The 12,556-nt window shown below is 72.6% G+C and carries 11 protein-coding genes; 6 read left to right on the forward strand and 5 right to left on the reverse strand.

Features of this window, described 5'->3' with window-relative positions; translation table 11 throughout:
* Window positions 1-39: 39 nt before the first annotated feature.
* Together C892_RS0106780 and C892_RS0106785 are read left to right on the forward strand one after the other, a co-directional pair.
* On the forward strand, window positions 40-981 hold the full coding sequence (locus C892_RS0106780) for a Rossmann-fold NAD(P)-binding domain-containing protein (RefSeq protein WP_017556606.1): 942 nt from the start codon (window positions 40-42) through the stop codon (window positions 979-981).
* A 22-nt stretch (window positions 982-1,003) separates the two neighbouring features.
* Entirely contained in the window at window positions 1,004-1,888 is an 885-nt protein-coding gene (locus C892_RS0106785; RefSeq protein WP_017556607.1) for an aldo/keto reductase, read from the forward strand.
* Here the strand turns inward: C892_RS0106785 and C892_RS0106790 are convergent, their stop codons facing one another.
* A complete protein-coding gene (locus C892_RS0106790; RefSeq protein ID WP_017556608.1) occupies window positions 1,889-2,485 on the reverse strand; it encodes a 3'-5' exonuclease in 597 nt (198 codons plus the stop codon). It abuts the gene before it with no gap.
* Window positions 2,486-2,667: 182 nt separating this feature from the next.
* Here C892_RS0106790 and C892_RS0106795 point away from each other — a divergent pair, with 182 nt between their 5' ends.
* Window positions 2,668-3,549 carry an NmrA family NAD(P)-binding protein gene (locus C892_RS0106795; RefSeq protein WP_017556609.1) on the forward strand — a complete coding sequence of 294 codons (882 nt, stop codon included), beginning with the start codon at window positions 2,668-2,670 and terminating at the stop codon, window positions 3,547-3,549.
* Between the two features lie 31 nt (window positions 3,550-3,580).
* On the opposite strand, the gene C892_RS0106800 is transcribed toward C892_RS0106795, so the two are convergent.
* Both C892_RS0106800 and C892_RS28640 read right to left on the reverse strand, forming a co-directional pair.
* Window positions 3,581-5,269 carry a serine/threonine-protein kinase gene (locus tag C892_RS0106800; RefSeq protein ID WP_017556610.1) on the reverse strand — a complete coding sequence of 563 codons (1,689 nt, stop codon included), beginning with the start codon at window positions 5,267-5,269 and terminating at the stop codon, window positions 3,581-3,583.
* On the reverse strand, window positions 5,266-7,089 hold the full coding sequence (locus C892_RS28640) for a serine/threonine-protein kinase (RefSeq protein WP_449406515.1): 1,824 nt from the start codon (window positions 7,087-7,089) through the stop codon (window positions 5,266-5,268). The genes C892_RS0106800 and C892_RS28640 overlap by 4 nt, the downstream gene beginning before the upstream one ends.
* Window positions 7,090-7,328: 239 nt before the next feature.
* On the opposite strand from C892_RS28640, the gene C892_RS0106810 reads away from it, so the two are divergent.
* Entirely contained in the window at window positions 7,329-9,629 is a 2,301-nt protein-coding gene (locus tag C892_RS0106810; protein WP_017556611.1) for a rhamnogalacturonan lyase, read from the forward strand.
* Window positions 9,630-9,804: 175 nt separating this feature from the next.
* On the opposite strand, the gene C892_RS0106815 is transcribed toward C892_RS0106810, so the two are convergent.
* Entirely contained in the window at window positions 9,805-10,473 is a 669-nt protein-coding gene (locus C892_RS0106815) for a CGNR zinc finger domain-containing protein (RefSeq protein WP_017556612.1), read from the reverse strand.
* 29 nt (window positions 10,474-10,502) lie between these two features.
* Between C892_RS0106815 and C892_RS28645 the strand changes: the two genes are divergently transcribed.
* Window positions 10,503-10,817: a LysE family translocator gene (locus tag C892_RS28645; protein WP_152513358.1), complete on the forward strand. Its 315-nt coding sequence runs from the start codon at window positions 10,503-10,505 to the stop codon at window positions 10,815-10,817.
* Between the two features lie 97 nt (window positions 10,818-10,914).
* Window positions 10,915-11,526: a DUF1707 domain-containing protein gene (locus C892_RS29940; RefSeq protein ID WP_017556614.1), complete on the forward strand. Its 612-nt coding sequence runs from the start codon at window positions 10,915-10,917 to the stop codon at window positions 11,524-11,526.
* 28 nt (window positions 11,527-11,554) lie between these two features.
* On the opposite strand, the gene C892_RS0106830 is transcribed toward C892_RS29940, so the two are convergent.
* Entirely contained in the window at window positions 11,555-12,511 is a 957-nt protein-coding gene (locus C892_RS0106830) for a type IV toxin-antitoxin system AbiEi family antitoxin domain-containing protein (RefSeq protein ID WP_017556615.1), read from the reverse strand.
* Between the last annotated feature and the right edge of the window lie 45 nt (window positions 12,512-12,556).

A 12,556-nucleotide genomic window follows, 5' to 3' on the forward strand; every position in this document is an offset into this window, starting at 1 on the left:
GCACTTCTGCTGATGACAGTAGGCGGCCACGATGAACGCGTGCACAACATCTGTGTCATCGGCGGAAGCCGCTACTTCGGCAGGCTCATGGTGGAACGACTGCGGGACGCCGGGCACCGCGTCACCCTGGTGAACCGGGGGTCGGCCCCGGCCCCCGCCGGCGTCGAGCACGTCGTCGCCGACCGGAACGACGGGGCCGGGCTCGCCGCCGCGCTCGGCGGCCGCACCTTCGACGCGGTCGTCGACCAGGTCTGCTACACGCCCGTGCAGGCCGCGATCGCCGCGCGGGTCTTCGGCGGCCGGACCCCGCGGTACGTCATGGCCTCCACGATCGAGGTCTACAACCCGGCCGGGGGCGCGCCGGACGCGGGGCCGGTCGGCGGACTCGTGCGGGAGGGCGCCGTCGACCCGGCGGCCTGGCCGGTCCACCCGGACCGGCCCTGGCACGACACGGCCTACCTGGAGCCGAACTACGGCGAGGGCAAGCGGCAGACGGAGGCCGTCCTCACCCGGTCCGGCGCGTTCGACTTCGCCTCCGTGCGCTGCGCCCACGTCCTGGGCGGCGGCGCGCAGGAGTTCACCGGCCGCCTGGCGCACTACGTCGAGCGCATCGCCCGGGGCGAGGAGGTCGCCGTGCACGCCGAGGCGCTGCCGTCGGTGTTCATCGACTACCGGGAGATGGCCGACGTGATGGTGTGGGCGGCGACGGACGCGGGCGTCACGGGCCCGGTCAACGCCTGCTCCGACGGCCTGCTGGACGCCCGGGACCTGGCCGGGGCGATCGCCGGGCAGCTCGGTCGCGAGCCGGTGTACCGGGTCGTGCCCGCAGGGCAGGAGGCGTCCCCGTTCTCCTTCGACCGCCATTACGCGATGAGCAACGCGCGCGCAAGGGAGCTGGGATTCGCCTTCTCCCACGCCGACGAATGGCTGAACCGCGCCGTCGCCGAGGCCCTCGACGCGTTCGCGGCTTCCACCGCCTGAGCCCGACGGAGGATCACCAGCCATGCGGTACCGCAGCATCGGAGGCCGGATCGTCAGTGCCGTCGGCCTCGGGGCCATGCCGTTGTCCATCGAGAACCGGCCGGACGAGAGGCGTGCCCTCGCCACGGTCCACGCGGCCTTGGACGCCGGAATCACCCTCATCGACACCGCCGACAGCTACTACTGGCACGCCGACGAGACCGGCCACAATGAGCTGCTCGTGGCGCGTGCCCTCGCGCGCTACGGCGGTGACACCTCCCGGGTCCTCGTGGCGACCAAGGGCGGCCGCGGCCGCTCCGGTGACGGGGGCTGGACGGTCACGGGAACGCCCCATCACCTCAAGCGCGCGGCCGAGGCCTCTTTGAAGAGGCTGGGGACCGAAGCGATCGGCCTCTACCAGCTGCACAAGCCGGACCCGGACGTGCCCTGGGCGGAGTCCGTGGGAGCCCTACGGGAGCTGCTGGATGCGGGGACCATTCGCGCCGCAGGCATCTCGAACGTGACCACCGGACAGATCACCGAGGCCCACGGCATCCTGGGCCCGCACCTGGTGTCCGTACAGAACCGGTACTCGCCCGCGGTGCGCGCCAGCGAACCGGAACTGCGGCTGTGCGAACGCCTCGGCCTGGCGTTCCTGCCGTGGAGCCCCCTGGGCGGCATCTCCCGCAGCTCCCTGGAGGGGCCGTCGGGTCCGGCGTCCGAGGGCACCGCATTCCACCGCATCGCGGCCGAGCGCAGGGTCAGCCCCCAGCAGGTCGCCCTGGCCTGGCTGCTGTCCCGCTCCACCGCGGTGGTCCCGATCCCGGGCGCCGGCCGCCCGGCGTCGATCCGGGACTCGGCCAAGGCGCCCGGTCTGGACCTGAGCGGGGAGGAGCTGGCGCGCCTGGAAGAGGCGGTCCCGCGGTGATCAGTTCTCCGACCGGCGGTCGGCGGCCCCGGCCGCCTCGGCGCGCCGGTTCAGGATCGTCTCGAACACCTGGGCCAGTTCCGCGGCGTCCTCGCCCGCGTGGTGGGTGTGCGGGAGTCCGGTGAGCCCGAGCGACTGCTTGATGTCGCTCTTGCGGGAGGAGGACCATTCCCGGCCTGTGAGGCCCATCCAGTAGCTGCGCAGGTCGACGCCGGCCCCCGTCACTCCGAACGGGCTCTTGCCGATGTAGCGCATGAAGTACCAGTGGAGGAACATGCCGTCCCATACCGCTGGGCCGGCGAGGAAGACGGGGCGGCCGACCGTGCGCAGCCCCTCGACCCACGTGGCCGCGCGCTCCATCGCGTCCTCAGGGGCGGGCGCCTCGCGCAGGAGCCGGTCCCGGTCGAGCCCTGAGACGGCGAGCGCTTCAGGGACGAAGTCGTCGGAGATCGGACGCAGCTCGGTGTAGAAGGAGTGCTCGGGCCGGGAGACGACGGACATGCCCAGGGAGATCATGCTGTAGGGGCCGGGGATCGGTCCGTCGGCCTCGATATCGACGGCGACGTAGAGCTCGGGGGGTCGTGGTGGCTTGGCCATGGGCGACAACGTAATCGCCCACGGCGCGCACCACCACCCTTTTCCGGCAGAGGGGTGCGCGCGGCCGTTCAGGGGCCGGGGGCCGTCCTGGTGCGGGGACGGCGGGGCGAGTGGAAATGTCATGGGGCCGTGGGAGAACCGTGGGGAAAGGTACGGCTCCCGCGCCTGAGAGGACCCCCGAGATGACCATCGCCGTCACGACTCCGACCGGCCGTGTGGGATCGCGTGTGCTGCGGATGCTGTTGCAGGCGGGCGTGCGGCCGCGGGTGCTGGTCCGCGACCCGGCGCGGCTGGACACGGCGGTCCGGGAACGGGTCGACGTCCGCCAGGGCGACCTCACCGACGGCGCCTTCGTGCGCGAGGCGGTGGCGGGTGCGCGCTCGGTCTTCTGGGTCGACCCCACGCCGCACACCGACGCCGAACCGGTCGCGACCTCGCGCCGGACCGCGGCCCCCGTCGCCGACGCCGCCCGCGAGGGCGACATCGCGCGGCTGGCGCTGCTGAGCAGCATCGGCGCTGAGAAGCGGCACGGGGTCGGCCACATCGACGGCCTGGCCGGGATCGAGGAGGACTTCGACGCCACCGGGGCGGACGTGCTCCACCTGCGCTGCGGCTACTTCTTCACCAATCTGGCGATGGAGGCCGGGTCCCTGGCACAGGGGGTGCTCTCCACCACGGCCGACCTCGACGCGCCGCTGGCCTGGGTGGACCCCCGCGACATCGGCGACGTCGCCGCCGCCCGGCTGCTGAACGAGGAGTGGAAGGGGCGCGTGGTCCAGGCCGTGCACGGCCCGGAGGACCTCAGCTTCCGGCGCGTCGCCGAGATCCTCACCGGCGTGCTCGGCAGGACCGTCCGGGCCGAGGCGGTGGCCGACGACGATGTGCGGGGCGCCCTGCGCGCGGCCGGCCTTCCGGAGGGTGCCGTCGAGGGCATCGTCGGGATGATGGCGGGCACCCGCGACCTGGTCCGTGAGCAGCCCCGGGACGTGGTCACGACCACCCCGACGACCCTCGCGGAATGGGCCTACGCGCACCTGCGCCCGATCGTGCCCGGCAGCGCGTGAGCCGGGCCGTGCGGGCCTGCTGGAGGCACTGCTAGAGGCATTCGTCGAAGTCGGTCGAGAAGACCTGTTCCGGGAGGTCGTAGCAGATGCCGACGGTGGGGAAGCCGACGATGTCCTCGCGGAAACCGGGATCGGAGATCGCGAGCAGCCCCTGGTCGGGCGCGTCCGCGAAGGAGACCTCGTACGGCGAGAAGGACGTCTCCGACGCCGGCGCGAGCCCGGAGTCGTACGGTGCCTCAGGAGAGACGTCCCCCTCCCCGGTGGCGATGGTGAGAACGGCCCCGGTGTCCCCCAGGGACCCGCGCCCGGTCCTCTGCAGGGTGAAGGTGAGTGTGTCCCCGGAACGATCGGCTTTGAGGACGTCGATGTAGGAGTAGTCGATCGTCGATTGGGAGAGCATGAACTGGGCGGGCTCGGACCATGCACCGCCCACCTCTGTCGTCTGGGCTTCATCGCGGAGCCCCGCTTGGGCCGTAGCGCGGTATCCGGCGTTCTCGCCTTCCGCGAGGGCTCCCGGGGGCGGTGCGGAACCGCTCTCGGCGCCGTTCCCCGCGTCTGCTCCGTCTCCTGACCCGCTGGAGGCCGCGTCGGAGGCCCCACCGCGCCCGTCAGCGCCCTCGTCGCCTTCCCCGGTGCCGTCAGCCCCGCCGTCGGTTCCGTTCTCTTCCCCGGCCACGTCACGGGGGGCCCGCGCTTCTCCGTCCAAGGCGTTCACCGCCACCACGGTGCCCGCCGCTCCCAGGGCCAGCGCGGCGGCCGCTCCGGCCGCGACGAGCAGCGGGCGGCGCAGGCGCCTGGGGGACCTGAGCATCTGCTCCGGGGGCTTGTCCGGGACGAATCCCGTCCAGGAGCGGGTGACGACCGACGTCGTGAGCTCGGTGTCGTCGTCCGCTTCTCCGCCCGGTGTCCGGTCGCCCGTGGAGAGCCGGAGGGATGCCCGGAGGACGGCGGCCGCGGTCGGTCGCAGATCGGGATCTTTATGGAGGGCAGGGATGACGAGGTCGTGGAACGCGGGCGGGAGCCCGTCCACGTCGGGTGCGGATTCGGCGACCCGGTGGGCGAGCACGGCCGGGTTGCCCGTACCGAACGGAGGGCGTCCGGTCCCGGCGAAGGCGACCAGGCCGCCCCAGGCGAAGACGTCGGAGCGGTCGGTCGCGGAGGCGCCCCGGTAGCGCTCCGGGCTGGTCCACCCGGGCGTCCCCACGAGGCCGCCGGTGCGGGTGAGGCCGGTCTCGTCGGGCAGGTGCGCGATTCCGAAGTCGAGGATCTTGGGCCCGTCCGGCGACAGGATCACGTTGCCCGGTTTGAGATCGCGGTGGACGACCCCTGCCCCGTGGATGGCCCGCAGCGCCTCCGCAGAGGCGGCGGCGAACGCGGCCAGGCGCGCCGGGTCGAGCGGCCCGTTCTCGCGCACGTGGGACCTGAGGGTGGGGCCCGAAACGTACTCGGTCGCGAGCCAGGGCGTCGGTGATTCCAGATCGGAGCCGAAGAAGAGCGGGACGTAGGGACTCCGGACGCGGCGGATCAGAGCGATCTCCCGCGCGAAGCGCGCGCGGAACTCGGGATCGCCGGCGTACTCGGGATGGACCGTCTTGACCGCGATCAGCGGTCCGCCGTTCGTCCGTGCGGCGTAGACGGTCCCCATGCCGCCCGCGCCGATACGCGCGACCAGCCGGTGGGGCCCAAGGGCCCGCGGGTCCTCCGAGTCGAGCGGCTTCACTGCGAATCCTCGGGTTCCGCCCAGGTGTGCGAGTCAGCCGGGTCGCGGTCAGGGCCGGCGTGGTCGGGGCTTCCCGGCACGGCGGTGGCGTCGCACATGTATCCGCCGTGCAGGTGCGTCAGTCCCCAGCTCGACCCGTCATCCGTGTAGCACAGGGCGGACGGGATGTCCGGGTCGGGGGTGAAGCCCCAGAAGTCCATGCCCGCGATCGAATAGTGGATCTCCCCCACCGGGGGCGCTTCGGGAACGGTGAAGGAGAATTCGGCCTGAGGGGCGTCGGCCGTGACCACCGCCAGCGGTTCGTCCTCGGCGGCCGGGTACTCGTCGTACGACCCCGAGAAGAGGTGCACGTCCGCGTCCGGGTCCGATTCCGGGGAGCCCTCCAGGTCGCGGGGCCACATGAGGCGGAAGTCGCTGCCGTGCACGGTGTAGCTGCCGGCATCCGCGGCGAAGGTGACCGTGCCGGTGAACCGGATCCCGGCCCCGGTCGCCTCGGCCGAGTCCAGGGTGATCGAGGCGAGGATGGCGTCATTCTGGAAGAGCCCGTCCTCCGCCCCCTCGACTGCGCGGACGGTGAAGACGCCCGGTTCCTGATGCGCGGCGGCGAACGTGATGTCCCTGTCCGGCTCCGGGACCTCCCCCACGAGGCCGGGGCCTCCGTGCCCGACGTCGGACGCGGTCGGACCGGGGACGTCCGGCGGCCCTGCCTGCCCGCCGTCCGTACCATCGGCGGCTTCCTGCTCGGAGGCCGTTCCGGGGGAGCGCTCAAGCATCCCTGAGCGCTCCCCGACGATCCAGCCGCCGGCGACGGCGAGCACGAGCGCCGACACGGCGGCCGCGGAGACCAGGAGGCGCCGTTTCCTGCGTGGCGCTGGAGCCCCCGCCGGTGCGTACGAGGGCCACCGGGAGGTATCGGCCGTGGTGTGGTCCGGCAACGGCCGCCAGTCCTCGGCGAGGGTCGCGGTGAGGGCTGTGAGGGTCGGCTCCGGGGCAGCGGAAGGCGGAGAGCCCAGAACGCCCTCCAGCGCCTGGAGCGCGGTGGGCCGCCGCTCCGGGGCCTTGTCGAGGGCGGCGGAGACCAAAGGGGCCAAGGCCCCGGGAAGGCCGCCGGTCTCCGGTGGCTCGCTCATGACCCGGTAGGCGAGCACATCCGGTGGGCCTGACCCGAAGGGCGCGTTGCCCGTCGCCGCGAAGGCGATCAGGCCGCCCCAGGCGAAGACGTCGGCGGCGGGGGCGGGAGGAGCGCCCGCGTACAGCTCCGGGGCGATCCACCCGGGTGTCCCGAACAGCGCACCGGTGGAGGTGATCGCCGTCTCCTCAAGGGCACGGGCGATACCGAAGTCGAGCACCTTGGGACCGGTGGGCGCGAGGATCACGTTCCCGGGCTTGAGGTCGCGGTGGACGATGCCCAGGGCGTGCAGGGCCTGGAGGGCCTCGGCGACCCCGGCTGCGAACGCCCGCAGCGCAGGGCCCTGGAGCGGGCCGTGCGTGCGGACATGGGCGCGCAGGGTGGGACCGGCGACGTACTCGGTCGCGAGCCACGGGCGCGCCGCCTCGGTATCGGCGTCGAAGAAACGCGGGATGCAGGGGCTTTGCGCACGCCGGACCAGGGCGACTTCGCGGGCGAAGCGCGCGCGGAAGTCGGCGTCCTCGGTCAGTTCGCGGTGGACGACCTTCACCGCCGCAGGCTGGTCCTGGGGGGTGAGCGCGGCGAACACGGTACCCATGCCGCCGGCTCCGAGGCGGCCGAGAAGACGGAAGGGGCCGATGGTCCGAGGATCGTGCGGACCGAGCGGGGGGATGCCGGGGGGAGGGGCCACGGTCGACTTTCGTGCGGGGTTGAGTTGTCTGTAGGGATGATAGGGCCGTGGGGCCCCTAGCGCGATCCCTTCACTCATGCGTGCTCTCCCCCCGCTCGCGGACGTAGGCGCGCCGCTCGGTTCCGGTCGACGCCGCTCGGCGCGGTCGGGTACCAGGGCCGGTGCGGACGGAGAGGGGTAGGCGGGCAAACGCTTTCCGGTTATGGTGTGGCCTCCGTGCGTCGTGAGGAGGCAGGCTCGTGACCGTCGTGCAACGGACCCTGGGGAGGGTCACCGCCGTCGCCGCAGGGGTTTCGGTGCTGTTCCTGGTGGTCGGGATGGGGGGTGTCGCGGCTGATGGGAAGCCGGGCGGCCCTCGGGCGGAGGTGCTGGACCGAGGGCTCGTCGCCGTCGACACTAAGGAAGGCGTTTTCCTGAGTTGGCGCCTGCTCGGAGACGAGGTCACCGGGCACTCCGATACGGGGATGGTGGGCCCCTCCTTCGCCGTGTACCGGGACGAGGAGAGGATCGCCACCGTCGACGACAGCACGAACCACCTCGACGAGGACGGCGATCCGGACGCGCGCTACACGGTCGTGCCGACGGGGCAGGACCGGAAGGGGGCGCCGCAAGGGCAGGCCTCGGTCCGGGCCGACGGGCACTACGACATCCCCCTGCAGAAGCCCGAAGGCGGCGTCACCCCCGCCGGCGAGGAGTACGAGTACAGGGCCAACGATGCGAGCGTCGGGGACGTCGACGGTGACGGGCGCTACGAGTTCGTCGTGAAATGGGACCCGACCAATTCCAAGGACGTCTCGCAGGTCGGCTACACCGGCAACGCCTACGTCGACACCTACACGCTCGACGGTGAGCTGCTGCACCGCATCGACCTCGGGGTGAACATCCGCGCCGGGGCCCACTACACCCAGTTCGTCGTGTACGACCTCGACGGTGACGGACGGTCCGAGATCATGCTCAAGACCGCACCGGGCACCAGGACGCTGACCTACGACGAGCAGGGCGGGCAGGCCGCCGCCGAGTACGTGACCATGCCGAAGAAGGACCGCAAGGCCGGGTACTCGCACGAGGACGACTACCGGCTGAGCGCCGAGGGGTACCGCGAGCACCTCGTGGAGACCTTCCTCGGCTGGCATGAGCACACCGAGGTCCGGGCGGGCCACTGGCCGGAGACGGTGGAAGAGGGGCTGGGGGAGGACCCCCGGTACGGCTATCCGCTGAAGCGCGAGGACGCCGAGGCGCTCGCGGACTTCTTCATCGACGAGTACGCCCCCGGGCGCAGTGAGCGGAACGATCTGAGGGCCTTCGAGGGCTTCATCTTGGACGGTCCGGAGTACCTGACCGTCTTCGACGGCGAGTCCGGCAAGGAGCTCGACACGGTCCGGTACGAACCCGGCCGGGGCGACGACGGCCTCATGTGGGGCGACTATGCGATGTCGCGGATCGAGCCCGGAAACCGCGTGGACCGCTTTCTGGCCGGCGTCGCCTACCTGGACGGGGAGTCGGCCTCGGCCGTCTTCGCCCGCGGCTACTACACCCGCTCGGCCATCGCCGCCTATGACTTCAACGGCAAGAAGATCCGGAAGCGCTGGCTCGCCGACAGCGGCCATGTCCCGATGGAGAACCCGTTCAACGACTCTCCGCACAATAAGGACGGCACCGATCCGAAGATGGGGGCGCTCGCGAGCCAGGGCTTCCACCACATGAGCGCGGCCGACGTCGACGGCGACGGACGCCAGGAGATCGTCTACGGCTCGGCGACCGTGGACGACGACGGGACCCTGCTCTACTCCTCCACCGGTGAGGGGCACCCGGACAGCGAGGTGTCCGGGGAGGAGGTCAAGTTCGGCCACGGCGACGCGATGCACGTGGGCGACTTCGACCCCGACCGGGACGGCTTGGAGATCTGGACGGTCCATGAGAGCGGTACGGCCCCCTACGGCTATGCGATGCGCGACGCGGCCACCGGGGAGTTCCTCTTCGGCGGCTACACCGGGACGGACACCGGGCGGGGCATGGTCGGCGACATCGACCCGGACGTGCCCGGCGTCGAGGCGTGGTCCTCGGTGACGCACACCGGCGAACGGACGGGCCTCTGGAGCGCGAAGGGCGGTTACCTGGGAGAGGAGACGCCCGGCACGAACATGGGCATCCGCTGGGCCGCGGACATGACCACTCAGGTGATCGAAGGGATCGACACTGAGGACAGGACGGAGGCTCCGCGGATCGAGGGCTGGCGGCGGGGCACGCTCCTGACCGCCGATGGGACCCTCACCAACAACGGCACCAAGGGCAATCCCTCGCTTGTGGCCGACGTCTTCGGCGACTGGCGGGAGGAGCTGGTCCTCCGCACGGAGGACAGCTCCGCGCTGCGGATCCACACCAGTACCGAGGTGACCGACCGGAAGCTCTACACGCTCATGCACGACCCGCAGTACCGCGTCGGTGTGGCGACCCAGCAGACCGCGTACAACCAGCCCGCCTATCCGAGCTTCATGCTCGCCTCGGACACCGACTGGTCGGCGGTTCCGGTGCCCGAATGAAGGGTGGCGCCTGAAGGGCGGTGGAGGGGGGCGCCGGGGAGTGCCGGTGAGCGTCCTCGGGCCCGTGCCGCTGCGCGAAGGCGCACGGCGCGGGCCTTCCGCATCTCGGGGGCCTCGGGCCGGGTCTCGGGGGCGGGCCGGAACCGTGCGGATACGGACGCTAGGTGGCGGGTTCCTACTGCCCGGCTTCGGTCCCGGTGTCGGAGGGATCGGCTTCGGAGCCCGCGGCCCGGCCTCCCCTGTGCTTGCGGGCGTAGGCGCGGGCGGCGCGGACGCGGTCGCCGCAGCGGGTGGAGCACCAGTGGCGGCGCGGGTGCGTCCGCAGGAGGTAGCGGTCGCACGGGGGCGACCCGCAGGCCGCCAGGCGATCCGCCTCCGGGGAGGTGAGCAGTTCGGCGGTGTTGTCGGCCAGCGCCGCCAGGGCGTGGTCGACCGCCTGGTCGATCGGGTGCACCGCGGTGCGGTGCAGGCCCCGCACGGGGTCCCAGGCCAGGGGGGCGGCGGAGGCCACCTTGGTCATGGCGGCGTTGACGGCACTGAGCGCATCGCCGGGGGCGGGGCCCCGCTCGATGCGCGCGGAGAGGAGGGCGCGCACCTGTCCCCGCAGCGACCGCAGTCGTACGGCGCAGGGCTCGTAGAGCACGGTGTCCGCGGGGACGAGCCCGCGCTCGATCAACCACCGCGCCGCATCCCCGGGCTCGGCGAGCAGGTCGATCCGCCGCCCGCCGGGCAGGGCGAGGGTGCTGTCGGCGAAATCGAGCGCCGGGTACAGCTCCGCCCCGGGAGCGGGCGTGACGTCCGCGACGTCCGTGCGAGCGGCGTCGGCGGTCAGGGCGTCGTCCATGCCGCTCATGTTAGGAGGCCTGTCCAGCCGTGAGAGGGCGGGTGTGGGCGCCGGTGCCCCAGGGGTTTGTGAACGACATCCTCAACCCCAAGGCGCTGGTGTTCTACATGACCTTCATGCCGCAGTTCATTCGGCCGGACGGCCCGGTCGCCGCACAGACGTCGGTGCTCGGTCTTCTCGTGGTGGGGTGTGCCGCCCTGTGGTGGGGGCTGTACGTCACGGCCGTCACGAGCCTGAGCGGCCTGCTCGCCCGTCCCCGGGTGCGCCGGGGCATCGACGCCGGTGCGGGAACGGCCCTGGCCGGCCTCGGGCTGTGGATGGTCGGCGGTCCGGCCCTCGGCTGAGCGGGGCGGGCCGTGCGGGGAGCAGGAGGAGTTGACAGTCCACTATGGACGGTTCATTCTTGAGTTATCCGTCCACAGTGGACACTCGGAGGTCGCCATGAGCCGTACCCCTTCCAGCGCCGGGTCGCCCGGCCGGTCCGACCTGCGGGTCGGCGACGCGGAGCGGGAGCGGACCGCCGCGGCCGTCAGCGACGCCGCTGCCGCCGGCTACCTGCGCATCGACGAATTGGACGGCCGCCTCGAAGCGGTGTGGTCCGCGCGTACCGCGGGCGAGCTCGAAGGGGTGGTCGCCGACATCCCTCCGGACCGGGCCGAGCGCCCCGCCGAGCCCCCGGCGGAGGACCGCGGCGAGGCCGGGGAGCGCCGCCGCGCGCCCGGGACCACCGGCTTCCGCGCGCACCTTTCCTCCTACATCGGGGGGATGACGCTGCTCGTCGGAATCTGGCTCGTGGTCGGCATCACCGCCGGCGCCTGGTACCCCTGGTTCATCTGGCCCGCTCTCGGCTGGGGGATCGGAGTGGCGGCGAAGGGCATGGGCGTCCGTCGGCGCGAACGGGGCGGAGAACCGCACCGGTCGCGGTGCGGCTCGCGCGCCCGGGCATGGGAGCGGCACCACGTCGCCGCCGACCGCCACCGCGCCGCGGCCATGCAGCACGCGCTGGGGCAGAGCAGTCCGATGGACCGGGGAACAACGGTGGAGCGGAACTGACCGGCCCCTCCTCACCAGTGCCGAATCCTCACCAGTTCCGGGGCGAGCGCGGCGACGAGCGCAGCGCCTCGGCGATCGCCTTCACCGCCTCTTCGAGGTCGAGCAGGTCCCTTCGGCCGAAGCGCAGGAGGCGGATCTGGGGGTGCGCGTCGAGGACCGCTTTATGGCGATCGCAGTCGGCGCGTCTCAGCGGGGTCGATGACGCCTCGACGGCCAGAGGCCCCTTCTCCCACCAGAGGTCGGCGTAGGCCCGGCGTCCGTTCGGCAGGGGGAGGGCATGCTGGAGGTCGTCCGGCGGGATGCCGGTATCGCTGCACAGCAGGCGGAGCCGGGTCTGCAGGGGGTTCCGGGACCGGCCGTCGCTCAGTGGCCACCACGGGCGCGACTTGCGGCTGCCCGGGCGGGCGGTGTTCTGGTCGGCAAGGACGGGCAGGCGGTCCGCATGCACCAGCCCTTGGTGGACTGCGGAGTCCATCAGGCTGACGGCGGTCTCGCGGTCGGTCTGCAGGGCCGCGTCCCTCAGTGTTCGTCCAGGGCAGGTGACACGGACGCCGTGCCGGACGACCACGTCCCCTCGGTCGATCCGCCACCTGTTCGTCCGGACGCCCCGCACGGGGCGGGATCGCAGGGAGCGGGGGAGGGTGAACTGCAGCGGCCCCGGCTCCGCCGGGTGGGCGAGTCCGTGCAGGCCCCACAGGCGGGCGGCCGTGAGGCCGGAGGCCACCGCGTGCGGGCCGAGCGCCAATTGCGCCGCCTGGGCGTGCCGGAACAGAGGGAGGAGCGGCGCCCGCTCGGCGCACGGGAACGGGCGGACGCTGTAGACGCCGGGGACGGCGAACGCGGGCCGCCACCGGTGGCTGTCGACCAGGGTGCGGATGTCGGTGCGGGACAGCCCGCAGGCGCGGGCTTGGGCGGTGGTGATCAGGCCGTACTGGCAGGAGGCGGTGCGGTGAACGCGGCGGAGGTCCGTCCGGAGCAGTGCCATGACCGCACTGTGGACCGCCGCGGGGCGGAGCGGGGGAGCGTTCGC

Source organism: Nocardiopsis baichengensis YIM 90130 (assembly GCF_000341205.1).
In the GTDB taxonomy this organism is placed as follows: domain Bacteria; phylum Actinomycetota; class Actinomycetes; order Streptosporangiales; family Streptosporangiaceae; genus Nocardiopsis_A; species Nocardiopsis_A halophila.